Raw genomic sequence first — 24,071 nt, 5'->3', positions numbered from 1 at the left:
CGCCGTCGACCGTCACGGTCGACGGCGCCCATGACGGAGGTCACGGGCGGGCCGGTCGGCGGCCTAGTCACCCAGGGCGGCCTCAAGGCTGTCGTGGACGGTGAACACCGCGTCCGCCCCGGTGATCTCGAAGACCCGCGCCACCGCCGGGAGCATGCCCGCCAGATGGACGCCGCCGCCCGCCGCCTCCGCCCTGAGCCGCACGCCCAGCAGGACGTTGAGCCCGGTGGAGTCGCAGAACTCCAGGCGTGAGCAGTCCACCACCAGACGGGTGAACCCCTTGTCCAGACAGCTCTCGAGTGGCTCACGCAACAGATCGGCGGTGTGGTGATCGAGCTCACCCGCCGGGGTCACGACGGCGCTGGGGCCCTCTTCCCGCACCTCGACCCGTAGTCGGCCCGACTGTGCGCTGCCGACCGTCCCACGGTCCATGCCGTCCCTCTCCCGACCGTCGTGACTGCTGACTCGCCCTCGAACACTACGCCTTCTCCACACTCTCCAACACCCGAACAATCGCCCACAAAGGGACATTTCACCACAGGAGGCACTTGCGACGACGTCGGGAAACCGGGTAGGGCTAGTAGTGACACCAATCGACACGGCCGGCTTTGGAGGCGCCGCACACCGCAGTGCACGTATTGGCATCGGCGGCCATATGCCGAGAACGATGGAGGACATCATGTCACCCCGGCTCGACGAATCGCATACCCAGAGGGCGACGTCGGCATCCGCCCCGGAAGAGACGCAGGACGACCTCGCCCATCATCCGGGCGACGCGCTCACCGACCTCCCGGAGATCCCCCCGTACGACGAGGTGGGACCGGTGGACGCACGAGCCCTGTCCAAGACCCTCTTCGAGCGGCTCGAATCCCTTGAGGAAGGCACGTACGAGTACTCGTACGTCCGCAACACCCTGGTCGAACTCAACCTGGCGCTGGTGAAGTTCGCCGCCTCCCGGTTCCGCTCGCGCAGCGAACCCATGGAGGACATCATCCAGGTCGGCACGATCGGCCTCATCAAGGCGATCGACCGCTTCGAACTGAGCAGGGGCGTCGAGTTCCCCACGTTCGCGATGCCGACGATCGTCGGCGAGATCAAGCGCTTCTTCCGCGACACGAGTTGGTCCGTGCGGGTGCCGCGCAGACTCCAGGAGCTCCGACTCGACCTGGCCAAGGCCGGTGACGAGCTCGCTCAGAAGCTCGATCGCGCTCCGACGGTGGGAGAGCTGGCGGAGCGCCTCGGGCTGACGAACGACGAGGTCGTCGAAGGCATGGCGGCGTCCAACGCGTACACCGCCTCGTCGCTGGACGCCCAGCCCGAGGAGGACGACTCCGAGGGCGCCCTGGCGGACCGGATCGGCTACGAGGACCACGGCCTCGAAGGCATCGAGTACGTCGAGTCCCTGAAGCCGCTGATCGCCGAACTGCCGCCGCGCGACCGGAAGATCCTGTCGCTGCGGTTCGTGGCCGGCATGACGCAGTCCGAGATCGGGGACGAACTGGGCATCTCCCAGATGCACGTGTCCCGGTTGCTGTCGCGCACGCTGGTGCGTCTGCGCAAGGGGCTGACGCTGGAGGAGTGACCGTCCGGACCGTCCGTCGCGACGTAGAGCGAAGTCGGCCGGGTGTGGTGGGAGTTGCGACACTCCTGGCGTACCCGGCCGAACCGTTCCCGGCTCGACCCCTATCTCCTCCCCTCCCACCCCCTTACCGCAAGAAACCCCTTCCCCTCGGTTCACCTTCAGCCACTATGGTCACGCGCCAGACTGTTCGGTATGCCTGAAGCCGACGGGTGGACACACGGGGGTGCGAGGAGGCACGAGGATGACTCGGGCTCGGGACGAGCGCCCCGGCGGCAACGACGGCCATGAGGACCACCGGAACACCGGCGCGCCGGGTGCACGCCCCGACGACGGGTCCGAGCACCGGTACGCGAACGCGTCCGACACCCGGCTCACCGCGCTGTTACGTTCCGACTCACCGACCGCGTACGCGGCCCTGCGCGAACTGCGCGAGCGCCACCACCTCTCGGTCCTCGCCTACGCCAGGCTGTGCGCCGCGAGCGAGTCCGCGGCACGGGAACTGGCCACCCAGGCGTTCACGGTCGCCACCAAGGAGACGGCCCGGGGCGTCGAACCCACCGTCCCCTGGCGCCATCGGCTGCTCCTGCTGACCGCGCGGGTCGCCGTCGGCTGGTCCACCGACGGCGGTGCGACCGGTCTCGCCCCCGCCCTGCGGGCCGTGCTGGACACGACGGGCCCCGGAGGCCGAGTCCCGCCCCTGCTCGCGGCGTTCGAACAGCTGCCGCCCCGGCCGCAGGGCCTCGTCTGGTACGGCGCCGTGGAGCGGGAACCGGACGACCGAACGGCCGTTCTGCTCGGCCTCACCGCCGACGACGTCACGTACAAGCGGGAGTCCGCGCTCCACGCCCTGCGCCAGGCATGTCTGCGCGTGCGGCTGGCCGCCTCGGACGACCCGCGCTGCCAGGACTTCCGCCGGCTGATCGAGGAGTCCGTACGACCCGACACCCCTCGCCACAGCACCGATCTGCAGGCCCACATGGAGCACTGCCCGCACTGCGCCGGCGCGTACGAGGAGCTGTGCGCCCTGCGCGACAACCCGCGCGCGACCCTCGCGGAGGGGTTGCTGCCGTGGGGCGGTACGGCGTACACGCGGGGCGCGACCGGGACGCGGGCCGAGGGCTCCGCCGGGGCGGGGGCGGAGACGGGCTCAGCAGCTGCGGCCGAGGCGGTGGCCGAGGCTCGGGCCGCCCTTCCTGCCGGCCCTGGTTCCAGTTCCGATTTCAGTTCCGGTGCCGGTTCGGGTTCGGGTGCCGTTCCGGGTTCGGGCAGCGGATCCGATGCCGGGGGTGGGGAGCGCGCGGCGAGTGGCGCGGGAGCGGTTGCCCCGGATGGGTCGGCCGGGTCGGACGCGGCGTGGCTCGGGTCCGGCATCGATGGCCGAGGCGGTGCGGGGAGGGGTGGCGGGCCCTGGATCGGTGCGGGGGCCGGCGGAGAGAGCGGCGGTGGGGCGGCCCGGAGTGTGGGCTGGAGCCGTTCGTTGCGTCCGAGTGGTGGGGAGGACGAAGACGGGGCCTCGGGCTCCAAGTGGTCGTCGTCGCGTCGGGTCGCGTTGACCTCGGTGGCGCTCGGCGTGGCGTTGGCGCCGCTGTTGGCGTTCCTGGTGTTCTCGGGGTCGGTCGGCTCGTCGTCCGACGACGAGGCCGGCTCCGGCACCACGCCCGCCGTTCCTCCCCCGGGCGCGGTGCCCCCGGGCGCGGTGCCCCCGACCGTCCCGCCGAGCCCGACACCGTCCCCGACCCCCTCGGAGACCGAGAGTCCCTCGAAGCCCCCGGAGAAGGAGAAGCCGAGCAAGAGCCCGAGTCCGGATCCGTCGACGCCCGGCCCGGCGAAGCCGTCGTTGCCGTACGGGCCCCCGCTGAACGGCGCCTACACCCAGGTGGTGAACGTCGCGTCCGGCCTGTGCCTGGACATCCGGGGCGAGTTGGAGAAGGGCACCGACGTCGTCACGGCCACCTGCTCCTCGCGGGCCACCCAGCGCTGGCGCCTCGACTCCAACCGGGACGCCCTCCAGTCGTTCGCCGATCCCGACCTGTGCCTCGACAGCCGAGGGGCGACCGACGACGGAGTGGGCATCTGGGACTGCGACTCGCTCGACGGGGACAACGGCGACAACCTGCGCTTCGAGGTCGACTCCCGCGGCATGATCCGCCCGGCGGTCGCGCCGGGGCACGCCGTGACCCCGGACGCCCTCGGCTCCGTCTCCTTCACCGAGGTGTCCGGACACGACGGGCAACGCTGGCGCGCGGGCGCGGGACCGGTCCACAGCTGACACCGGCACCGTTGCCGGCACCGGGCACCGCCGCCCGTGCCCCGCTCCGGTCCGCCCGCGCAGGCCCGCGCCCGGCTGTTGGTCAGGCGACGCGCGCTCCCCTGCGCCACACTCCGCTGACCAGGGGTACGCCCGGCCGGTAGGCGAGGTGGACGTGGCTGGGCGCGTCCAGCAGCGCGAGGTCGGCGTACGCGCCCGGCGTGAGGCGTCCGATGTCGTCGCGGCGAAGTGCCCTCGCGCCCCCGGCCGTGGCCGACCAGACGGCCTCGTCCGGCGTCATCCCCATGTCCCGCACGGCGAGCGCGACACAGAAGGGGACGGACGAGGTGAAGGACGAGCCGGGGTTGCAGTCCGTGGAGAGGGCGACGGTGACACCCGCGTCGAGGAGGCGCCGGGCGTCCGGCCACTCGGCGCGGGTGGAGAACTCGGCGCCGGGGAGCAGCGTGGCGACCGTACGGCTGTTCGCGAGGGCGTCCACGTCGGCGTCGGTGAGATGGGTGCAGTGGTCCGCGCTGGCCGCGTCCAGTTCCACGGCGAGCCGGACGCCGGGGCCGTAGGAGAGCTGGTTGGCGTGGATGCGCGGGTGCAGGCCCCTGGCCTTGCCTGCCGTGAGGATCGCGCGGGTCTGGTCGCCGTCGAAGGCGCCCTTCTCGCAGAAGACGTCGATCCAACGGGCGTACGGGGCGCAGGCGTCCAGCATCTCGCCGGTGACGAGGGCCACGTAGGCGGCGGGGTCCTCGGCGTGATCCGGGGGGACGATGTGGGCGCCGAGGTAGGTCACCTCGTCCGTGTGACGCGCGGCGATGCGCAGCGCCCGTGCCTCGTCCTCGACGGTCAGGCCGTAGCCCGACTTGGTCTCGAAGGTGGTCGTGCCCTGGCGGAGGGCCTCGCGGAGGTAGCGGGTGAGGTTGGCCTCCAGTTCCTCGTCGGTGGCGGCGCGGGTGGCGGCGACGGTCGTGCGGATGCCGCCCGCGCTGTAGGCCCGGCCTGACATCCGGGCGTTGAACTCGGCGGTGCGGTCGCCCGCGAAGACGAGGTGGGAGTGGGAGTCCACGAAGCCCGGGATCACCGCCCGCCCACCGGCGTCGACGCGATTGTCAGTGGCGGGTGCTTTGCTTTGATCACCGGTCCACGCGATGCGTTCACCGTCGATGACGACGGCCGCGTCCTGGATCAGTCCGAGGGGGGAACCGTCGCCGAGGGAGGGGTCGTTGGTGACCAGGGCAGCGATGTTGGTGATGAGCGTGCTGGCGGTGCTCGCCGAGTGGGCGGGGCTGTCGGTCGTCGGGCTGCTCATGGCGTCCTTGGTTGCCTGGTCGGCGGTCGGGTCGGGTTCGGGAGCGAAGTGGGGTTCGCGGGCGGAGTCGGAGCCGGGTTCGGGGGCGGGTCGCCCGCTCGTGCCACCGGGGGTCATCCGCGCAGTGCGGCGACGGCGTCCGCGAGGGCTTTCGGCACATCCGGTACGAGCGCGTGCGCCCCGTCCCGTACGACGTGCCGACCTCCCACCACCGTGTGCGACACGTCTGCTGCCGACGCGGCGAATACAGCCGTCTCCGCGCCGAGCCGTGGAGGCGGCCCCGCTGTCCTGACGGAGTCGAGCGCGATCGTCGTGAAGTCGGCGAGCGCTCCCGTCTCCAGGGTGCCGGCGTCGTCCCAGCCGATCGCCGCGTGGCCGTCGGCCGAGGCCGCCCGCAGCAGGGCAGCCGCCGTCCAGTGTCCACGCGTACGGGTCCGCAGCCGCTCGTTCAGCTCCATCGCGCGCGCCTCTTCGAGCAGGTCGACGACGGCGTGGCTGTCGGAGCCGAGGGAGAGCGGGGAGCCCGCGCGCTGCAGGGCGACGGCCGGTCCGATGCCGTCCGCGAGGTCCCGTTCGGTGGTGGGGCACATACAGGTGCCGGTGCCGCTGCCGCCGAGGAGGGCGATGTCCCCGTCGGTGAGGTGGGTGTTGTGGACGCCGGTGGTACAGGGGCCCAGCACACCGTGGTCGGCGAGGAGCCGGGTGGGGGTGCAGCCGTGCGCCGCGTGGCAGGCGTCGTTCTCCGCCGTCTGCTCCGACAGGTGCACATGGAGCGGGGCCCGCCGTTCCTCGGCCCACCGCGCCACCGTCGCCAACTGTCCCGCCGGCACGGCCCGTACGGAGTGCACGGCCGCACCGATCCGCGCGTGATCCCGGTCCTTGAGAACTGAACAGCGTTCGGCCCAGGCCTCGGCCGTGCCGTCGGAGAAGCGGAGCTGGTGGGGGTCGGGGGCCTTGCCGAAGCCTGCGGAGAGGTAGGCCGTGTCGAGGAGGGTGATCCGGATGCCCGCCTCGGCGGCGGCCTCGATCAGCGCCTCACCCATGGCGTTCGGGTCGGCGTAGGGGGTGCCGCCGGGGGCGTGGTGCACATAGTGGAACTCGCCCACGGCTGTGATCCCGGCCAGCGCCATCTCCGCGTACACGGCCCGCGCGAGCGCGTGATAGGTGTCCGGGGTCAGCCGGTCCGCCACCCGGTACATGACCTCGCGCCAGGTCCAGAAGGTGCCCGAGCCGACCTGGACGGTACCGCGCAGGGCCCGGTGGAAGGCGTGGCTGTGGGCGTTGGCGAGACCGGGCAGCGTCAGGCCGCGCAGGACGACCGCGCCCGGGGGCGGGGTGGGCGTGCCGGTGCGCACGGCGCCGACGCGGCCTTCGGTGGTGACCGTGAGGGTCACCCCCGGCTCGACGTTCGTGCCGAGCCAGGCGTGTTCGAGCCAGTAGGTCGTCTCCGTCACCTGCGGGCCAGCCCTTCCAGTACGTCGGCGAGCGCGGTCACCCCGGCCAGGCAGTCGTCCTCGGCGGCATGCTCGGCCGGGGAGTGCGACACGCCCGTCGGGTTGCGTACGAACAGCATGGCGGTCGGGACTGTCCCGGAGAGGATCCCGGCGTCGTGTCCGGCGCCGGTCCCGAGCACCGGCACCTTCAGGTCGGCCGTGTCCTGGCCCAGGATGCGGGCGATCTCGTCCCGCAGGGCGTGCTCGAACTCGACGACGGGGGTGAAGGACTCCCGGACGACGTCCAGTTCGACGCCGTGCTCGTGGGCGACATCACGGGCCGCCTCCTCGATCGCGCCGACGACCGTGTCCAGCGTCGTCTGGTCCTCGGCACGGGAGTCGAGCCAGCCGCGTACGAGGGAGGGGATGGCGTTGACGCCGTTCGGCTCGACGGAGATCTTGCCGAAGGTGGCGACGGCTCCGGCGAGCCGGGCCTCACGGCGGGCGGCGAGCACGGTCTCCGCGTACGACAGCATGGGGTCCCGGCGGTCCACGAGCCGTGTGGTGCCCGCGTGGTTGGCCTCGCCGCGGAAGTCGAACCGCCACCGGCCGTGCGGCCAGATGGAGCTGGCGATGCCGACGGCGTCGCCGGAGAGGTCCAGGGCCCGGCCCTGCTCGACGTGGAGTTCGACGAACGCGCCGATCCGTGCGAGCCGTTCCGGGTCCGGGCCGATGCCCTCCGGGTCGTACCCGGCCGCCTCCATGGCCCGCGGCAGAGTGACCCCGTCCGCGTCGGTCAGCCGACCCGCCTGCTCGACGGTCAGGTGCCCGGCGGCGAGCCTGGACCCCACGCAGGCCAGCCCGAACCGGGCGCCCTCCTCGTCGCCGAAGTTGACGATGGCGAGCGGCTTGTCGAACCGGGCGCCCCGGGCGCGGAGTTCGTCGAGCGCGGCGAAGGACGACACGACGCCGAGGGGGCCGTCGAAGGCGCCGCCGTCGGGCACGGAGTCGAGATGGGACCCGGTGACGACAGCGTCCCCGGCGGCGGGATCGCCGAGCCAGGCCCACTGGTTCCCGTTGCGGTCGACCTCGTAGTCCAGCCCCCGGTCCCGGGCCTGCTCCTCGAACCAGGCCCGGCACTCGGCGTCGGCCCCGGTCCACGCGAACCGGCGGTACCCGCCGGAGTCGGGGTGGCGGCCGATGGGCCGAAGCTCCCGCCACATCGTATGAAAGGAGGCCCCACCGGCGACGGGCTGCGCACCACCGCCACCGGGCACGGCCGCCGGCCGGCGGCCGCCGCCGGCCGCCTCAGGCTGCACCCCGTCGGACCGGTCACTTCCCCGTACAGGCTGTGGGCAGTCGTTCCGCAGGGCGGAACGGGTGGGCGCAGCCGGGCCCGCAGTCGGCGACGAGGCATCAACCCCCACCGGGGAGTCTCCGCTTCGTCCGCCCTCGCTTCGGGTCACGCGTCGCCACCCTCGCGCATCGGCACCCGTACGCCCCGCTCGTCGGCGACGGACTCCGCGATGTCGTACCCGGCGTCCACGTGCCGGATGACGCCCATGCCGGGGTCGTTGGTCAGTACCCGGCGGATCTTCTCGCCGCCCAGCTTCGTGCCGTCGGCCACGGTCACCTGGCCGGCATGGATGGAGCGGCCCATGCCCACGCCACCGCCGTGGTGCAGGGACACCCAGGACGCCCCGGAGGCCACGTTGACCATCGCGTTCAGCAGCGGCCAGTCGGCGATCGCGTCGGAACCGTCGAGCATGGCCTCGGTCTCGCGGTAGGGGGAGGCGACGGAGCCGCAGTCGAGGTGGTCGCGGCCGATCGCGAGCGGCGCGGCCAGTTCTCCGGAGGCCACCATGTCGTTGAAGCGCTCGCCGGCCTTGTCGCGTTCGCCGTAGCCGAGCCAGCAGATGCGGGCCGGGAGGCCCTGGAAGTGGACGCGCTCGCCCGCCATCCTGATCCAGCGGTGCAGGGACTCGTTCTCGGGGAAGAGGTCGAGGATCGCCTTGTCGGTCTTGGCGATGTCGGCGGGATCGCCGGACAGAGCCGCCCACCGGAAGGGGCCCTTGCCCTCGCAGAACAGCGGCCGGATGTAGGCGGGGACGAAACCGGGGAAGGCGAACGCCCGCTCGTAGCCGGCGAGTTGGGCCTCGCCCCGGATGGAGTTTCCGTAGTCGAAGACCTCCGCCCCGGCGTCCTGGAAGCCGACCATGGCCTCGACGTGCCGGGCCATGGACTCGCGGGCGCGCGTGGTGAAGCCGGCCGGGTCCTTGGCCGCGTACGAGGCCATGTCGTCGAAGTCGACGCCGACGGGCAGGTAGGCGAGCGGGTCGTGGGCGGAGGTCTGGTCGGTGACGATGTCGATGGGGGCGCCCATGGCGAGGAGCTGCGGGACCAGGTCGGCGGCGTTGCCGAGCACGCCGATGGACAGCGGGCGGCGGGCGTCACGGGCCTCGATAGCCAGCTGGAGGGCGTGATCGAGGGAGTCGGCCTTGACGTCGAGGTAGCGGTGCTCGATGCGGCGCTCGATGGCGCGGGGGTCGCAGTCGATGCAGAGCGCGACGCCGTCGTTCATGGTCACGGCGAGGGGCTGGGCGCCGCCCATGCCGCCGAGGCCGGCGGTGAGGGTGATCGTCCCGGCGAGGGTGCCGGAGAACTTCTTGGCGGCGACGGCTGCGAAGGTCTCGTAGGTGCCCTGGAGGATGCCCTGCGTGCCGATGTAGATCCAGGAACCGGCGGTCATCTGCCCGTACATGGTCAGCCCGAGCTGTTCCAGTCGGCGGAACTCCTCCCAGTTGGCCCAGTCGCCGACGAGGTTGGAGTTGGCGATGAGGACGCGGGGGGCCCACTCATGGGTCTGCATGACGCCGACGGGGCGGCCGGACTGGACCAGCATGGTCTCGTCCTGCTTGAGCGTCCTCAGGGTGCGGACCATGGCGTCGAAGGAGCGCCAGTCGCGGGCGGCCTTGCCCGTGCCGCCGTAGACGACCAGCTTGTCCGGGTGCTCGGCGACCTCGGGGTCGAGGTTGTTCTGGAGCATGCGCAGGGCGGCTTCCTGCTGCCAGCCCAGGGCGCTGAGTTCCGTACCGCGCGGGGCTCGAACGGGGCGGGGTCCTGACACGGGTCTGCCTCCAGCTCTATACAGCAACTATTCACATCCTGACTTGCTGAATAGAGCTAGTCAATACGCCCGTAGGGCCAGCGGCGGCGCGCCGTGGATGTTTGGCTGGACACACTGGCCCTATGGGTGCGGACGACGACACGACAACGGGGGAAGAGATGGGAGACGTGACGCACGGGACCGAAGGGGAGCGGCCCTGCGGTCTGCACGACGAGGAGGAGGCCGAGCGCACGCTGCGGCTGTTCGACACCGACGGCGAGCGGGTCGCGCGACGGGACGAGGCGGTACGGGCGGCTGTGGAGCAGGGGCTGCTGGGCCCCGGCGAGCCGGTCGTCGCCCTGCTCGACGTGACCGGGATCCGGGCGTCGGCCGGGGCGCTGCGCCGGGCCTTCGACGCGGTGACGGCGCCGGGGACGCCGGTGCTGCACGCGTTCGCGGTGAAGGCGACGCCGCTCGTGCCCGTGCTGCGGCTGCTGCGCGAGGCGGGGATCGGCGCGGAGGTGGCCAGCGCCGGGGAGCTGGCCCTGGCGCGGGCGGCCGGGGTGCCGCCCGCGCTGACCGTGCTCGACTCCCCCGCCAAGACGCCGGCCGAGCTGCGGGAGGCGCTGGCGCTGGGCATCGCCGTCAACGCGGACAACCCGCAGGAGCTGGACCGCATCGACGCGCTCGTCCGGTCGGCCACCACCCGCTCACCCGTCGGCATCCGGGTGAACCCGCAGGTCGGCGGTGGCGCGATCGACGCGTTGTCCACAGCGACGGCCACCTCGAAGTTCGGGGTGGCACTCCTCGACGAAGGCGCCCGGGAGTGGGTCGTACGGGCGTATCTGGAGCGGCCGTGGCTGAGCTGGCTGCACGCGCACACCGGGTCGCAGGGGATCCCGCTGTCGCTGATGACGCGGGGGATCACGGAGACGTACGAGCTGGCGGAGGAGATCAACCGGCGGATCGGGCGGCGGCAGATCGACACGATCGACATCGGCGGCGGGCTGCCGGTGAACTTCGCGTCGGAGGCGGCGGCACCGACGTACGAGCAGTACGCACGGCTGCTGGCGGAGGCGGTGCCGGGACTGTTCGACGGGCGGTACGGGCTGGTGACCGAGTTCGGGCGGTCGCTCCTGGCGAAGCACGGGACGGTCGTCGCCCGGGTGGAGTACACGAAGAGCGCGGGCGGCCGGGCCATCGCGGTCACCCACGCCGGGGTGCAGGTGGCGACCCGGACGGTGTACGCGCCAGGGTCCTGGCCGCTGCGGATCTCCGCGTACGACGCGAAGGGCCGCGTGAAGGAGGGCCCGGCGGTGCCGCAGGACGTGGCGGGGCCCGCCTGTTTCGCCGGGGACCTGCTGGCGGAGGGGCGTTCGCTGCCGTTGTTCGAGCCGGGGGACTACGCGGCCGCGCTGGACACCGGCGCGTACTACTTCGCGCACCACTACGCGTACAACTCCCTGCCCCGGCCCGGGATCTACGGGTACGCGCCCGGGGAGGGGCAGATGCGTTTCGCGGTGGTGCGGCGGGCGCAGACCGTGGAGGAGATCGTGGCCGAGGCGGGGGGAGCGGAGCGGTCGGGACTGCTGAGGCTCTGATCGGCACCTGCCGACTCGCGCCCGTGAAGGAGTTGCTCGCGCCCCGAGTTCGCAAAAGCTCCCTCTCGCACGCCCCTCGCGCCCCTCAGAATGGTGGATGCGCGGCGTTCCGTCCGCGCCCGCCATGCAGGTCGGCCGCATAGGTCCACCTCAGCGCGCCGGGCCTGTTCCCGGGCCCAACAGCGGCGAAAAGCAGGCAAGTCGACCCACCCTAGTCACCTGTCCGCATGTTCCGCTGGAAAATGCCAGATCTCTCACCCCTCGCGCACACGTTGCGTAGCGTCTGCGTCACTCAGCCGAACCGCAGGCAGGAGGGGAGCCACGGTGCCCGGAATCGACGAGTGTCTGGTGGAAGCCATGAGGCTGCCCGGTGCCTTGGGCGCCGCGGTGGTCGACTGGACCAGCGGACTGGCGCTGGGCACGGTCGGGGAGGCACCCGGCGGTGACCACGAGACGACCGCGGCGGAGGCGGCGGAACTCGCGCGGCTCGCGGCGGAGCACCGGGCGTTCGCGCCGGAGGAGGGTTCCGACTGGTCCGGGGCGGATCTGCCGGTCGAGGACCTGATCGTCAGCAACCGGGACACGTACCACGTGCTGCGGTTCGTGCGGACGACGTTCGACAGCAGTGTGTTCCTGCACCTGTGGCTGGCGCGTACGGACGGCAACCTCGCGCTGGCCCGGATCCGGCTCGGTGAGATGGCCGGACGGCTGGTGCTGGCATGAGCGTGATCACCACACCGGCGCCCCCGCTGCCCGTGCGCGGAGAACACTTCCGGCAGGCCGTCTCCCCGATGCTGAGCAGGCTCGCCGCCGAGCGGGCCACCGGCGTCCTGCTGCGCGAGAGCGGGTCGCTGTACCTGTCCGAGGGGAAGGTCGTGCACGCCGAGAGCCCCCGCTCCCCGGGCCTCGACGTCCTGCTCGCCACCGGCGGCATCCTGGACTCCGACGGCTGGCGGGAGGCGGTCGACACGGCCGGGGCGGGGCTGCGGGTGGGGCGGTTCCTGGTGGACAGCGGCCGGGTCGCCCGGGGCGCGCTGGAGCTGTGCCACTCGGGCGCGCTCTTCGACGCGGCGTACTTCGTCCTCGGCCCGAGCAGCGCGCCGGCCAGCTTCCGTTACGGTGCCGCGCACTGGCTGGGGCCGATCCGGCCGGTGCCGGTGGCCGCCGTGGAGCGTGAGGCCCGGCGCCGCCGCGACCTCCTGCACCGCATCTGGCCCGACCCGGCGACGGACGAGGCTCCGCTGGTCAGAGCGGTCGGCCTGGACGCACCGCCGGTCCCGGCCCGGCAGGGAGCCGTGCTCGGGCAGGTCGACGGCTTCCGCACGGCCGCCGAGATCTCCCGGAGCCTGGGACGCCCCGCCTTCCACACCCTCGTGGACGTGCGAAGACTGGCGGCGGCCGGCCTCATATCCACGGCCCGATGCGGCCCTGCCCCGGTACCGCCGGCTCCCACAGGGCGGGCTTCCACACCATCGGCTGCCACACCGCCGGCCCCTGCAGGGCAGGCTCCCGCACCCCTGGCTCCCGCAGGTCCGGACCCCGCCCCCGGCGCCCGCCGGGACCCCGTTCCCGCCGCGCGCCGGGAACGCGCCCCCGTGCCCCACCCGGGCCTCACCCCCGCCCGCCCACCGGGCCCTCCCCCACCACCACCCGGCCCGGACCACTCCCCGCTGCCCCACCCGGAGCACCTCCCCCCGGCCGACGTGAGGCACCACACGCCGACGGCCCCGGGCGGCCTCACATTGGCCGACGCACGGCACCTCGCACCGGTCGAGTCGGGCCACCCCGCGCCACTCGACCCGCACCGGCTCCCACCGGCCGACCCCGGCCGTTCGAGCCCGCTCGCACCACCCGCCCCCGGGTACCTCACCCCGGTCGTCCCCGGGCACCCCGCACCGTGCGACACCGGCCGTGACCCGTCGGCCGGGCTCACGGCCGGTGTCGAGGCGCCGCCCCTCACCCCACCTTGGCCGCTCACCACCCCCGACCCCGAAGTGGCTCTACTGCAAAGGCTCAGGGATGCGCTGGAGGCCCTTTGAGCGGCAGCGGGAGCGTCCCGCCGAGAGGAGACTGCTCATGGTTGCGGAGGCCGAAGTCCTCGACGAACTGCACCGGTTGAGGGCCCGTGTGCCCCAGTTGACCGGCGCGCTGGCGGCCAGCGTGGACGGGCTGGTCCTCGCCCACGACACCCCCGGGGTGGAACCCGAGGGCCTGGCGGCGCTCACCGCGGCCGCGCTCGGCGTCGCCGTACGGATGACGGACGCCGCCGGGCGGGGCGATCTCCGTGAACTGCTGCTGCGCGGCGACCAAGGCTATGTGGCGACGTACGCGGCGGGTTCCTCCGCCGTACTGACGCTGCTGACCCAGGACCGCGTCAACGTGGGCCGACTGCACCTGGAGGGCCGCCGGGCGGGCGGCCGGATCGGCGAACTGGTGGATGCCCTGCCACGGCCCGACGAGCAGGCCGCGGCGGGCGCCAGGGCGGTCACCAGGAACCCGGCCCGGTCCGTGGCCAGGACCAGCGGGGCACTCGGCGCCGACGCGACCACGGCCGCGACCTCGCCCCAGGCGCCGGCCAAGGCCACGGTCAGGTCGACGATGCCCCGCCGGACGCCTCGCGCCACCACCCCCCGAACCACTCCCAACACACCTACCACCAGTGAGAGTTGAAAGGACACCGCACACCATGGCCAACACCGAGACCGCGCTGAAAGAGGCCCTCGCGACCATCGAGGGCGCGACCGGCGCCGCCCTCGTGGACTACACCAGCGGCATGGCACTGGGCACGATCGGCGGCAGCAAGGGGTTCGACCTCACCGTCGCCGCCGCCGGGAACACCGACGTCGTCCGCGCCAAGCTGCGCACCATGGAACACCTCGGCCTCAAGGGCGAGATCGAGGACATCCTGATCACCCTGACCGACGCGTACCACCTGATCCGCCTGATCACCGGGCGCGGCGGCAACGGCCTCTTCCTCTATCTGGTGCTCGACGCCAAGCGCGCCAACCTGGCCATGGCCCGGCACCAGTTGCGGCGGATCGAGGCGGAGTTGGAGGTCTGACCGCCCTGACCCGACGGCTCCGGCGGCGCCCCCCCCCACCCGGGGAGCGCCGCCCGCGCACGCCTCGGCTACCGTGTCCGACCTCGAACGACAAGGGGTGGGTGACCGTGGGAAGAGCCGTACGGGGGACGGCGCTGGCGCAGCTGGCCTTGCTGGCCGGGGTGCTGACGGGGTGCTCGGAGCCGGCGGGGGACGACGACGCGAAGCCGTCGGCGAGCACCAGCGGCGCGGCGTCCGCCGAAGGGAAGGACACCGCCGCCGGCACCGGGGAGGCCGCGAAGAGCGGCGGCAGTGTCGGCGCGGCCGGCTCTTCCTGCCCACTCCCGGTCACCTTCGACACGGCCGAGGAGTGGCGGCCGGAGGCCGTCGAGACCGGCACGCCCGGCGACGGCGGCGGTTCGGAGGAGGATCAGCTCGCGGCCGAGCTGGCCGAGGGGCTGCTCCGGCAGGGCCCGTTCACCGCCGCGTGCGAGATCGACGCCAAGCCGGCCGGGAACATCGGCTTCATCCGGGTCTGGACGGGCGAGAAGGGGGCCGAGGCGGGTGACGCGGAGGCGCTGCTCAAGGAGTTCGTGGCGGCCGAGGGGGAGACGAGCGAGGCGAAGTACAGCGAGTTCACTTCCGACTCCGACGTGCGGGGCACCGAGGTCGAGTACCTCTACACCAGTGAGGCGCTGTACGAGACCAAGAAGGAGCGGGCCTTCGTCGCCGTGACCCCGGACGGGCCCGTCGTCGTCCATCTCGGCGGCCTCGACACCCAGGAGCACGAGCAGATGCTCCCGGCGTACGAGCTGGCCAAGCGGACACTGAGCACGACCTGATCATCCTCCCGGCCCCGAGGCCCGGTCGCGCAGGCATCCACGGGCCGCGACCGGGCATGAGTCCCCCGGACGGATCACCGACCGGGGGAGGTTCTCTTGTCCACTGCCGAAGGCACCGCCGCGGCACCCGCGCCCGCCGAGGAGACCGGCCTCAAGCGGGTGCTCGGCCCCAGGCTGCTGATCCTCTTCGTGATCGGCGACATCCTCGGCACCGGCATCTACGCGACCACGGGCAAGGTCGCCGGGAAGGTCGGCGGAGCGCTCTGGCTGCCCTTCGTGATCGGCTTCGTGGTGGCGATCCTGACGGCGGCGTCGTACGTCGAACTGGTCGGCAAGTACCCGAAGGCGGCCGGGGCGGCGCTCTACACGCAGAAGGCGTTCAGGGTTCCCTTCCTGACGTTCATCGTCGCGTTCATGGTGATGTGCTCCGGCCTGTCCTCCGCGAGCGCCGCCGCGCGTGCCTTCAGCGGTGACTATCTCGACGAGCTGACGAACGGGGCCTTGCCGCCCACCCTCGTCGCCATCGCCTTCATCGTCCTGCTGGCCGCCCTGAACCTGCGGGGCGTCTCGGAGTCGGTCAAGACGAACGTGGTGCTGACCCTGGTCGAGCTGACCGGCCTGCTGATCATCCTCACGATCGGCGCCTGGGCGGTGTTGAGCGGTGACGGCGAGCCGTCCCGGCTGACCGAGTTCGAGGCGAGCGGCACGGGATACGCCCTGCTCACCAGCGTGCTCGGCGCCACGGCCCTCGGGTTCTTCGCCTTCGTCGGGTTCGAGGACTCGGTGAACATGGCGGAGGAGACGAAGAACCCGACCCGGACCTTCCCCCGCGCGATCTTCATCGGGGTGGCGGTGACGGGCACGATCTACGTGCTGGTGGCTCTGGTGTCGTCGCTGCTGGTCGACGCCGGGACCCTGGAGGGCTCCAGCGGTCCGCTCCTCGAAGTGGTGAAGGCCGGCGGGGTGGACTTCCCGCACGGACTCTTCGCCCTGATCGCCCTCTTCGCGGTCACCAACTCGGCCCTGATCAACATCATGATGGCCTCCCGCCTCTGCTACGGCATGGCCAACGAACGCATCCTCCCGCGCGGCATGGCACGCGTCCTGCCCCGCCGCCGTACGCCCGTCGTGGGCATCGTCTTCGTCACCCTCCTCGCGATCGGCCTGGTCTCCACCGGTGAGATCGAGGGCCTCGGTGACACCACCGCGTTCCTGTTGCTCTGTGTCTTCGCGGTCGTCAACATCGCGGTCCTGGTTCTGCGCCGTGACCGCGTCGACCACGCCCACTTCCGGACGCCGACGGCCCTGCCGGTGCTCGGCGCCCTGACGGCCCTGATCCTGGCGAGCCCGCTGGCCGACCGCCCGGCCGACGTCTACATCCGCGCGGGCGTGCTCCTGGCCATCGGCATCGCTCTGTGGGCGGTGAACAAGCTGGTCCTGCGCACGCGCGGCGAGTAGCCCCGCACCGCCCCACCGAGCCCACAGCCCCACCGGCGCGAGCCCGTGCGCCCGCGCCGGAGCAAGCCCATGAGTCCCACCGGAGCAAGCCCATGCGCCACGCCGGAGCGAGCCCAGCGGAGCCCCGCCGACGTCGGGCGGCGGCCCTACGCCCGTCGGCCGCCCCCGGGTGCCGCGTCGCCCGCTTCGATGCCCGTGAGCCGGTAGCCGGGCACCCGCTTGCCCGTGGGGCGGCCGGCCCGTGCGGACAGCCAGTCCACCCGGACCCAGAAGAGCTGCCCGGCGGCACGTTCACGGCGGCCGAGCCAGGCGGCCTTGAGCCGGAGGCCGGTGCCGAGGCCGGCGAGGAGCAGGCCGCCCGCCGCGGGCAGGGCGAAGGAGGAGCCCAGGGCGGCCGCGAAGCAGAGCAGCAGCCACCAGCGGTGGCCCCGGCGCCAGGCGCGCAGCGTCACGGCACGGTCCTGGAGGACATCGTGCTTGCCGGCGCGCACGGCCTCCCGCGCGGGCGCGAGATACCGGCCGCGCCCCACCCACGCCACCACCGCGGCCGCGACGATGAACACGGCGGCCCCCGCCAGCACCCCGATCCGCCGCCCGGTCAGCCCGGACGGCAGGACCCCGATCCCGGCCGCGAGCACCCCCAGCCACCACAACGGCGCCGCCCCGGCCCGCACCACGACGGCCACCCGAGCAAGCCCCTGCCCTCCGCGCGCCACGCTCCCCGCCTCCCATGAACCCCAGGTCGTACGACAGTCGCGGGCACGCTAGCGGGAGAACGTGAAACGCGCCTGAGAATCGCGAACCTCGGCCGATCGCGCGGACTGCTCCACGACGCGGTCTGGTCCACGACGCGGTCTGCTCCAGACGCGGACTACTCCACGAACAGTCCCCTGGTCGCGGCCTTCGCGTCGAACTCCTCCAGCCGGGCCTGGGCCTCCGGCAGGTCGTCGCACATGGCCTCCAGGAGCACCCGGCCCAGCAGCATGGGGGCGCAGGCCGTGTCGAAGGCGAGCCCGGTGCCGACGGCGGCGGGCAGCAGCAGGTCGGAGACCTTGGCGACGGGCGCGAAGGCGGAGTCGGCGACCGTGACGACGAAGAGCCCGGCCTCCTTGGCGTACGCCAGGCTCTCGACGACCTCGCGGGGATGCCGGGGCAGCGCGAAGCAGAGCAGCGCGGTCGCGCCCCCGCGCACGGCCGCGTCGATGCGGTCGTGGAGCATGCTGCCGCCCTCGTGCAGCAGCCGTACGTCGGGGTGGACCTTCGCCGCGAAGTACGCGAACCCGTACGCCTGGGAGGCCGCCGCCCGCAGTCCGAGCACCGGCAGCGGCCGGGACGCGGCGAGCAGCCGCCCGGCCCGGGCCACCGGGGCGGGGTCGGCGAGCACCTCGGCCAGATGCCGCAGGTTCTCGATCTCGGCCTCGACGGCCTGCTGGTACTCGTTGTACGTGGTGGTGTCCGGGGCCGGCTCGGCGGGCCCGACGTCCCGCAGGTGCCGACGCAGCGCCGGGTAGCCGTCGAAGCCCAGCGCCACCGCGAACCGGGTCACGGACGGCTGGCTCACCCCGGCCAGCTCGGCCAGTTCCACACTCGACAGGAACGGCACGTCGGCCGCCCGCCGCACCATGCTGTGGGCGATGCGCCGCTGAGTGGGCGTCAGCCGGTGCCCCTCGAAGAGCGTCTGCAGCCGCGCGGCGGGACTGTCCGTCACGCCCGTGCCCTTGTCCGCGCTCATGACGCGCTCCCCCTCAGTGGGTTCGCCTGGACGTCCGTCCAGATCTGGGTGAACCGATCGAGCAGTACGGCCGCCGCGCCCACGTCTGCCGTCAGCGGCCGGTCGGCCGGGTCCGGGTCGAGCACGGCCTCCGCGAGTTCCAGCGCGCGTCCGACCGGCAGCCCCGGGTCCGGCCGCAGGTCCCGCTGCCGCAACGCCCGTACGGCCGCGACCAGTTCACAGCCGACGACGAGCCGGTACGCGCCGCACGCCCGCAGCGTCTGCCGGGCGGCGAGCGAGGCGAAGCTGGCCTGTTCCTCGACGCCCCGGGAGAGTACGGCGTGGCCGAGCGACGCGGGCGCGGAGAAGGCCCGCAGGTCACCGAGGGCGGCCCCGGCGGCGTACTCCAGGATCATCACGCCCGAGGAGGCGGGCTCGTGGTCGGCGAGGAAGGGCCGCAGCCGGGTGTACGCGGGCTCGTTGAGCGAGGAGAGCCGGGAGGTCGACAGCCGGGCCACCTGGGTCACGGCGAGCCTGAAGTGGTCGAGGGCGAGGGCGAGTTGGGCCTGGTAGAAGCCTCCGTGGTGGTACGCGGCCATGTCTTCCGGGATGATCAGCGGGTTCTCCGCCGCCGCGTTGATCTCCACCTCCAGGACGCCCTCCAGCGCGTCCGCCGCGTCCAGCGCGGGGCCGTGGATCTGCGGCAGGCACCGGAAGCCGTACGGGTCCTGGATCCGCCCCAGCGGGGGTGTGGGCCGGTCGGCCGCCCCGATCAGCTCCCGCATGCGCCGGGCCACCTCGCGCGACCCCCGGTGGGCGCGCGCGACGTGCACGGGCGCCGCGTACGCCTCGTGCGAGCCGTCCACGGCGAGCAGCGAGAGCGCGGCGACGACCTGCGTGGCCGCGATCAGCCCGCGCAGCTCGTGCAGCGCGAGCGCGGCCTGCCCGAGCGTGAGCGCGTTGCTGCTGATCAGCGCGAGGGCGTCATTGTTGTCCAGCGGCTGCGCCTCGGGCACGCCGACACCCGGCCTGGGCCCGCCCCCATGCTCCGACCGCGCCTCCGGCACCCCAGGCACCCGCCACGGATGCTCCCCCGCCAGCGCCAGCCCCACCTGGGCCAGGGCCGCGATGTCGCCCGTCCCCACCGAACCGAACTCGTTGACCACGGGGTGCGCCCCGCTCTCCAGCGCGGCGCAGAGCGCGGTGACCACGCTCGGCCGGAGCCCCGCGCCGCCCGCGAGCAGCTGGTTGGCGCGTACGGCGAGCATGGCGCGCACCTGCCGGGCGGGCAGCTCCTCCCCGATGGCCCCGGCGTGACTGCGCAGCAGCCGCAGGCCGTGCTCGGCAGCGGCCTCGGTGGGCACGTCCTCGGTGCGGTTGGCACCGACCCCGGTGGAACGGCCGTACACGCGCCCGGCCGCCGCGATCAGCCGGGCGGCCTCCCAGGAATCCTCGACCCGCCGCACCGCCGCGCCGTCGGGCACCGGCCGTACGACACCGTCGGCGAGCCGGACGACATCGGCGACCCCCAGCGCACGCCCGTCGAGGACGACGAGCCCGGCCTGCCCGACCTGCCCGGTGACGGCGGCGGGGACGTCCGTCACGCCCATGATCCGAGAGGACATACCCGTAGCCTCCTCAGCTCCGACGGAACCGCATATTCAGACACCGAGAACTCTGCATGAGACTATGCAGGCCGGGCAAGAGCGGCCGGACGGGAAACAGGGAGAGCCGTACGACGACTGGGGGGCTAACCCCAGTGCCGGACGGCTCCCGGCTCCCTACCGTGAAGAGCATGACCGGTATGGATGCCCGTGACGCGCAGCTCGGCGAAGCCGAGCTGAAGAAGGAACTCGCCGCCACCCTGCACGCCCGCAGAGAACTGGGCGAGGACTACGAGTCCGCGCTCGTCGACTCGTTCCTGGAGAAGGTCGACCAGCGCATCGACAGCGCGGTCGACCGCCGGGTCCGGCGTCAGGTGGCCGAGCAGCAGGTGGTGGTGGCCCGCGGCAGCCGCTCCCCCGGCAAGTCCACCGACAGCTGGGGCGAACGCTACGGCTTCGGCGTGGTCTCCCTCGTCGCCGCCATCCCCCTGTCGGGCATCGGGGGCGGAGTGGCCGAACTGCCCGGCCTGTTCGTCACCTGGGCGGGCATCGTCGGCGTGAACGTGGCCTGGGCCCTGCGCAACTCACCGACCCTGGGCAGGCGCCGGGGCAAGAGCGGGGAATCGGACTGGCAAGGGTGACTTCCCCGCGTTCCCGGAGCGCGTTCCCGGAGAAGGCGGAGGAGATATGCGCGGGGACCGCCGCACCCCCGTGTGACGGGGGGCGGGACGACGGCGGTCCCCGCGAGGGACGCGGGCCGGGTCAGGACCGGGCTGGCGCGTCCTTGGCGTCCATGGAGGTCCGGGAGCCGCTCCGGAGGTCCTTGACGCCGTTTCGGTTGCCGGCCGGGGCGGGGAGCCGCTCCCGCCCTGCCGACACCCACTAATGTGCCGGACCCGTGTTAAGCGGGTGCTGCGCGGACGTGACGCGCTCGTACCACTTCTGCGAAGTCAAACCCTCGACTCGCGCAATTCTTCGACGAAGAAGGGCCCTTCCCGGGATTTTTCCCCCCAATCAGGCGCCCCACCCGTCGGCAGCGGCCCCTCCCCTCAGGCAGCGGCCCCTCCCTCAGCCCGGCGCGGCCGGCAGCCGCCCTACTGCTTGACCCCGCCCTTGGCGAGGAACGCGAGCAGGTCCTGTCGGCTGACCACACCGGTCGGCTTGCCCTCGACCAGCACGATGGCCGCGTCCGCCGACCCGAGCACGGTCATCAGGTCGCCCACCGGCTCACCGGAGCCGACCTGCGGCAGCGGCGCCGACATGTGCTTCTCCAGCGGGTCGTCGAGCGAGGCGCGCTGGGTGAAGAGGGCGTCCAGCAGCTCGCGTTCGACGACGGACCCGACGACCTCGGCGGCCATGACGTCCGGGTGGCCGGCGCCCGGCTTCACGATCGGCATCTGCGAGACGCCGTACTCGCGCAGCACCTCGATCGCCTGGCCGACCGTCTCGTCCGGGTGCATGTGGACGAGGGACGGAATGGCGCCGTGCTCCTTGTGGCTGAGGACGTCGGCGACGCGCGCGCTCGGTCCCTCGTCCTCCAGGAAGCCGTAGTCGGCCATCCACTCGTCGTTGAAGATCTTGCTGAGGTAGCCGCGCCCGCTGTCGGGCAGCAGGACGACCAGCACGTCGTCCGGGCCGAGCCGCTTCGCGACCTCCAGGGCGGCGACGACGGCCATGCCGCAGGAGCCGCCCACCAGCAGGCCCTCCTCCTTGGCCAGCCGCCGGGTCATCTGGAAGGAGTCCTTGTCGGACACGGCGACGATCTCGTCGGCGACGGTCCGGTCGTACGCGGTCGGCCAGAAGTCCTCACCGACGCCCTCGACGAGGTACGGCCGCCCGGACCCGCCGGAGTACACGGAACCCTCGGGGTCGGCGCCGATCACCTGGACGCGGCCGTCACTGACGTCCTTCAGGTACCGGCCGGTGCCGGAGATGGTGCCGCCGGTGCCCACGCCCGCCACGAAGTGGGTGATCCGCCCCTCCGTCTGCTCCCACAGCTCAGGGCCGGTCGAGTGGTAGTGGGAGAGCGGGTTGTGGGGATTGGAGTACTGGTCCGGCTTCCAGGCGCCGGGCGTCTCGCGGACCAGCCGGTCGGAGACGTTGTAGTACGAGTCGGGGTGCTCGGGGTCGACCGCCGTGGGGCAGACGACGACCTCGGCGCCGTACGCCCGGAGCACGTTGATCTTGTCGGTGCTCACCTTGTCGGGGCACACGAAGATGCACTTGTACCCCTTCTGCTGGGCCACGATGGCGAGGCCCACACCTGTGTTTCCGCTGGTCGGCTCGACGATCGTGCCGCCGGGCTGCAGCTCCCCGCTCTTCTCCGCCGCCTCGATCATGCGCAGCGCGATGCGGTCCTTCACGGAACCGCCGGGATTGAAGTACTCGACCTTGGCCAGGACGGTCGCCTGGATGCCCTCGGTCACGCTGTTGAGCCTCAGCAGCGGGGTGTTGCCGACGAGGCTGATCATCGAGTCGTGGATTTGCACCGTTGTCTCCGGAGCCGCAAAAAGGGATGGTCGTAATGTCCAGCCAGCCTAAGCCCCGTCCTCACTGTTCTCCTCCCTGTTCACCTTCTGCCGGGATTGGCCGAGGGCCTGTACGGGGCAAGGAGTGGGTGTACGGGTACGAGGAGGTGGCGGCGACGCATGACGAGCATGTCCAGAGCAAGGGTGGCCCGCCGCATCGCGGCGGGCGCGGCGTACGGCGGTGGCGGCATCGGGCTGCTGGGTGCGGCGGCGGTGGGTGTGCTGCTGGCCGAGGTGCGGATGGCCAAGCGGGTCGTGGGCAACGGGCACAGCCCGCACCCGCCGAGCGCGGAGGGCGTGTACGGCCACACGCACGGCAGCCGGTACGGCCGCGCGTACGGCTACGGCTCGTACGGCAGTTCATACGACGTCCCCGACGATCCCCCGCTTCGGCTCGTCATGCTCGGTGACTCCACCGCCGCCGGCCAGGGGGTCCACCGGTCCCGGCAGACCCCGGGCGCGCTGATCGCCTCGGGGCTCGCGGCCGTCGCGGAGCGCCCGGTGCTGCTGCGCAACGTCGCGCTGCCGGGCGCCCAGTCGGACGACCTCGACCGGCAGGTGGCGCTGGTCCTGGAGGACCCGGCCCAGGTGCCCGACGTCTGCGTGATCATGATCGGCGCGAACGACGTGACTCACCGGCTGCCGCCGACCCGCTCCGTCCGCCACCTCTCCGCGGCCGTACGGCGGCTGCGGACCGCCGGGGCCGAGGTGGTGGTGGGCACCTGCCCCGACCTCGGCACGATCGAGCTCGTGCAGCAGCCGTTGCGCTGGCTCGCCCGCCGGGCCTCGCGGCAGCTGGCGGCCGCCCAGACGATCGGAACCGTCGAGCAGGGCGGCCGTACCGTGTCGCTGGGCGACCTTCTCGGCCCCGAGTTCGAACAGAACCCCCGGGAGCTGTTCGGGCCCGACAACTACCACCCCTCCGCCGAGGGGTACGCGACCGCGGCGATGGCCGTGCTGCCGACGGTGTGCGCGGCGCTGGGTCTGTGGCCGGCGGAGGAGGAGCGGCCGGACGTCAGCCGCCGCGAGGGCTTCCTGCCGGTGGCCCGGGCCGCCGCGGAGGCCGCGTCGGAGGCCGGTACGGAGGTCACGGCGGCGATGCCGACGGGGCCGCGCGGGCCGTGGGCCCTGCTGAAGCGACGCCGTCGCCGGCGGGTACCGGCATCGGACCCGACCCCGGCCACCCCTGCGGATGCCCAACCGGGCGCCTCATAGCTCGGGGGTGCGGCGGGTGCGGGCCCGGGCGCCTCACAGCTCGCGGGTGCGGGTTCGCCGACGGGTACGGGCCCGGGGCCTCACAGCTCGCGGGTGCGGGTTCGCCGACGGGTGCGGGCCCGGGGGCTTCTCGCGCAGTTCCCCACGCCCCTGAAAAGCCGGGGCTGCGCCCCTGGCTTTTCCCCGCCGCCACTCGCCTCGCAGTCCACCGCCACTCGCCTCGCAGTCCAGCGCGGCTCGCCTCCCGGTCCGCCGCCGCTCGCCTCGCAGTCCACCGCCAGTCGTCAGTTTCCTTGGGCCCGCCGCCGTGGCCTTTCGGAGCCGCCGCGGGGCCCGGATCTTTTAGGGGCGCGGGGAACTGCGCGAGCAACCACGAAGCACCCGC

19 protein-coding genes and 1 pseudogene are annotated in these 24,071 nt (G+C 72.9%); 11 read left to right on the top strand and 9 right to left on the bottom strand.

Going from position 1 to position 24,071, the window contains the following annotated elements; genetic code table 11:
- Positions 1 to 63: 63 nt before the first annotated feature.
- Positions 64 to 432, bottom strand: a complete 369-nt coding sequence (locus P8T65_RS28030) for an STAS domain-containing protein (protein WP_230221066.1) — start codon at positions 430 to 432, stop codon at positions 64 to 66.
- 247 nt (positions 433 to 679) lie between these two features.
- On the opposite strand from P8T65_RS28030, the gene P8T65_RS28025 reads away from it, so the two are divergent.
- Positions 680 to 1,582, top strand: coding sequence for an RNA polymerase sigma factor SigF (locus P8T65_RS28025; protein ID WP_316731757.1), 903 nt, complete (start codon positions 680 to 682; stop codon positions 1,580 to 1,582).
- Positions 1,583 to 1,823: 241 nt separating this feature from the next.
- The gene (locus P8T65_RS28020) at positions 1,824 to 3,851 is read left to right on the top strand and encodes an RICIN domain-containing protein (RefSeq protein WP_316727976.1); all 2,028 of its coding nucleotides are present in this window, start codon (positions 1,824 to 1,826) and stop codon (positions 3,849 to 3,851) included.
- Positions 3,852 to 3,933: 82 nt separating this feature from the next.
- On the opposite strand, the gene hutI is transcribed toward P8T65_RS28020, so the two are convergent.
- From hutI to hutU, 4 genes are all read right to left on the bottom strand, one after another.
- Positions 3,934 to 5,265: an imidazolonepropionase gene (hutI, locus tag P8T65_RS28015; RefSeq protein WP_316727975.1), complete on the bottom strand. Its 1,332-nt coding sequence runs from the start codon at positions 5,263 to 5,265 to the stop codon at positions 3,934 to 3,936.
- A complete protein-coding gene (locus P8T65_RS28010) occupies positions 5,262 to 6,602 on the bottom strand; it encodes a formimidoylglutamate deiminase (RefSeq protein WP_316727974.1) in 1,341 nt (446 codons plus the stop codon). The genes hutI and P8T65_RS28010 overlap by 4 nt, the downstream gene beginning before the upstream one ends.
- Positions 6,599 to 7,804 carry an allantoate amidohydrolase gene (locus P8T65_RS28005; protein ID WP_316727973.1) on the bottom strand — a complete coding sequence of 402 codons (1,206 nt, stop codon included), beginning with the start codon at positions 7,802 to 7,804 and terminating at the stop codon, positions 6,599 to 6,601. Before P8T65_RS28005 ends, P8T65_RS28010 begins: the two co-directional genes overlap by 4 nt.
- Before the next feature lie 239 nt (positions 7,805 to 8,043).
- Positions 8,044 to 9,708 carry a urocanate hydratase gene (gene hutU / locus P8T65_RS28000; RefSeq protein WP_316727972.1) on the bottom strand — a complete coding sequence of 555 codons (1,665 nt, stop codon included), beginning with the start codon at positions 9,706 to 9,708 and terminating at the stop codon, positions 8,044 to 8,046.
- A 122-nt stretch (positions 9,709 to 9,830) separates the two neighbouring features.
- Between hutU and P8T65_RS27995 the strand changes: the two genes are divergently transcribed.
- The 7 genes and pseudogenes from P8T65_RS27995 (at position 9,831) to P8T65_RS27965 (ending at position 16,628) form a co-directional block, all read left to right on the top strand.
- Positions 9,831 to 11,288, top strand: coding sequence for a diaminopimelate decarboxylase (locus P8T65_RS27995; RefSeq protein WP_399100487.1), 1,458 nt, complete (start codon positions 9,831 to 9,833; stop codon positions 11,286 to 11,288).
- Positions 11,289 to 11,612: 324 nt separating this feature from the next.
- Positions 11,613 to 12,011, top strand: coding sequence for a hypothetical protein (locus P8T65_RS27990; RefSeq protein ID WP_009327980.1), 399 nt, complete (start codon positions 11,613 to 11,615; stop codon positions 12,009 to 12,011).
- Positions 12,008 to 12,740: pseudogene (locus tag P8T65_RS27985) on the top strand (hypothetical protein); the annotation flags it as partial. The gene P8T65_RS27990 and the pseudogene P8T65_RS27985, both read left to right, overlap by 4 nt.
- A gap of 624 nt (positions 12,741 to 13,364) precedes the next feature.
- The gene (locus tag P8T65_RS27980; RefSeq protein ID WP_316727971.1) at positions 13,365 to 13,958 is read left to right on the top strand and encodes a roadblock/LC7 domain-containing protein; all 594 of its coding nucleotides are present in this window, start codon (positions 13,365 to 13,367) and stop codon (positions 13,956 to 13,958) included.
- Positions 13,959 to 13,974: 16 nt separating this feature from the next.
- Positions 13,975 to 14,349: a hypothetical protein gene (locus P8T65_RS27975; protein WP_316727970.1), complete on the top strand. Its 375-nt coding sequence runs from the start codon at positions 13,975 to 13,977 to the stop codon at positions 14,347 to 14,349.
- Positions 14,350 to 14,456: 107 nt separating this feature from the next.
- Positions 14,457 to 15,170, top strand: coding sequence for a lipoprotein (locus tag P8T65_RS27970; protein WP_316731755.1), 714 nt, complete (start codon positions 14,457 to 14,459; stop codon positions 15,168 to 15,170).
- A 96-nt stretch (positions 15,171 to 15,266) separates the two neighbouring features.
- Positions 15,267 to 16,628, top strand: a complete 1,362-nt coding sequence (locus tag P8T65_RS27965; protein WP_316727969.1) for an APC family permease — start codon at positions 15,267 to 15,269, stop codon at positions 16,626 to 16,628.
- A gap of 146 nt (positions 16,629 to 16,774) precedes the next feature.
- Here P8T65_RS27965 and P8T65_RS27960 read toward each other — a convergent pair whose 3' ends face one another.
- From P8T65_RS27960 to P8T65_RS27950, 3 genes are all read right to left on the bottom strand, one after another.
- Positions 16,775 to 17,344, bottom strand: coding sequence for a hypothetical protein (locus P8T65_RS27960; protein ID WP_316727968.1), 570 nt, complete (start codon positions 17,342 to 17,344; stop codon positions 16,775 to 16,777).
- A gap of 155 nt (positions 17,345 to 17,499) precedes the next feature.
- Complete coding sequence (locus P8T65_RS27955) at positions 17,500 to 18,360, bottom strand: MurR/RpiR family transcriptional regulator (protein WP_316727967.1); 861 nt, start codon at positions 18,358 to 18,360, stop codon at positions 17,500 to 17,502.
- The gene (locus P8T65_RS27950; protein WP_316727966.1) at positions 18,357 to 19,964 is read right to left on the bottom strand and encodes an aromatic amino acid ammonia-lyase; all 1,608 of its coding nucleotides are present in this window, start codon (positions 19,962 to 19,964) and stop codon (positions 18,357 to 18,359) included. Before P8T65_RS27950 ends, P8T65_RS27955 begins: the two co-directional genes overlap by 4 nt.
- Before the next feature lie 170 nt (positions 19,965 to 20,134).
- On the opposite strand from P8T65_RS27950, the gene P8T65_RS27945 reads away from it, so the two are divergent.
- The gene (locus P8T65_RS27945; RefSeq protein ID WP_316727965.1) at positions 20,135 to 20,584 is read left to right on the top strand and encodes a hypothetical protein; all 450 of its coding nucleotides are present in this window, start codon (positions 20,135 to 20,137) and stop codon (positions 20,582 to 20,584) included.
- A 453-nt stretch (positions 20,585 to 21,037) separates the two neighbouring features.
- On the opposite strand, the gene P8T65_RS27940 is transcribed toward P8T65_RS27945, so the two are convergent.
- The gene (locus P8T65_RS27940) at positions 21,038 to 22,432 is read right to left on the bottom strand and encodes a cystathionine beta-synthase (protein WP_184893233.1); all 1,395 of its coding nucleotides are present in this window, start codon (positions 22,430 to 22,432) and stop codon (positions 21,038 to 21,040) included.
- A gap of 159 nt (positions 22,433 to 22,591) precedes the next feature.
- Here P8T65_RS27940 and P8T65_RS27935 point away from each other — a divergent pair, with 159 nt between their 5' ends.
- Complete coding sequence (locus tag P8T65_RS27935; protein ID WP_316727964.1) at positions 22,592 to 23,686, top strand: SGNH/GDSL hydrolase family protein; 1,095 nt, start codon at positions 22,592 to 22,594, stop codon at positions 23,684 to 23,686.
- Positions 23,687 to 24,071 lie beyond the last annotated feature (385 nt).

This window comes from Streptomyces sp. 11x1 (assembly GCF_032598905.1).
GTDB lineage: Bacteria > Actinomycetota > Actinomycetes > Streptomycetales > Streptomycetaceae > Streptomyces.
This window is presented reverse-complemented; position numbering and strand designations above follow the sequence as displayed.

Bases quoted from the DNA above. Each gene is read 5' to 3' on its own strand.
- P8T65_RS28030 (WP_230221066.1), bottom strand. From the start codon at position 432: ATGGACCGTGGGACGGTCGGCAGCGCACAGTCGGGCCGACTACGGGTC.
- P8T65_RS28025 (WP_316731757.1), top strand. From the start codon at position 680: ATGTCACCCCGGCTCGACGAATCGCATACCCAGAGGGCGACGTCGGCA.
- P8T65_RS28020 (WP_316727976.1), top strand. From the start codon at position 1,824: ATGACTCGGGCTCGGGACGAGCGCCCCGGCGGCAACGACGGCCATGAG.
- hutI (WP_316727975.1), bottom strand. From the start codon at position 5,265: ATGACCCCCGGTGGCACGAGCGGGCGACCCGCCCCCGAACCCGGCTCC.
- P8T65_RS28005 (WP_316727973.1), bottom strand. From the start codon at position 7,804: ATGTGGCGGGAGCTTCGGCCCATCGGCCGCCACCCCGACTCCGGCGGG.
- P8T65_RS27995 (WP_399100487.1), top strand. From the start codon at position 9,831: ATGGGTGCGGACGACGACACGACAACGGGGGAAGAGATGGGAGACGTG.
- P8T65_RS27980 (WP_316727971.1), top strand. From the start codon at position 13,365: ATGGTTGCGGAGGCCGAAGTCCTCGACGAACTGCACCGGTTGAGGGCC.
- P8T65_RS27975 (WP_316727970.1), top strand. From the start codon at position 13,975: ATGGCCAACACCGAGACCGCGCTGAAAGAGGCCCTCGCGACCATCGAG.
- P8T65_RS27955 (WP_316727967.1), bottom strand. From the start codon at position 18,360: ATGAGCGCGGACAAGGGCACGGGCGTGACGGACAGTCCCGCCGCGCGG.
- P8T65_RS27950 (WP_316727966.1), bottom strand. From the start codon at position 19,964: ATGTCCTCTCGGATCATGGGCGTGACGGACGTCCCCGCCGCCGTCACC.
- P8T65_RS27945 (WP_316727965.1), top strand. From the start codon at position 20,135: ATGACCGGTATGGATGCCCGTGACGCGCAGCTCGGCGAAGCCGAGCTG.
- P8T65_RS27935 (WP_316727964.1), top strand. From the start codon at position 22,592: ATGACGAGCATGTCCAGAGCAAGGGTGGCCCGCCGCATCGCGGCGGGC.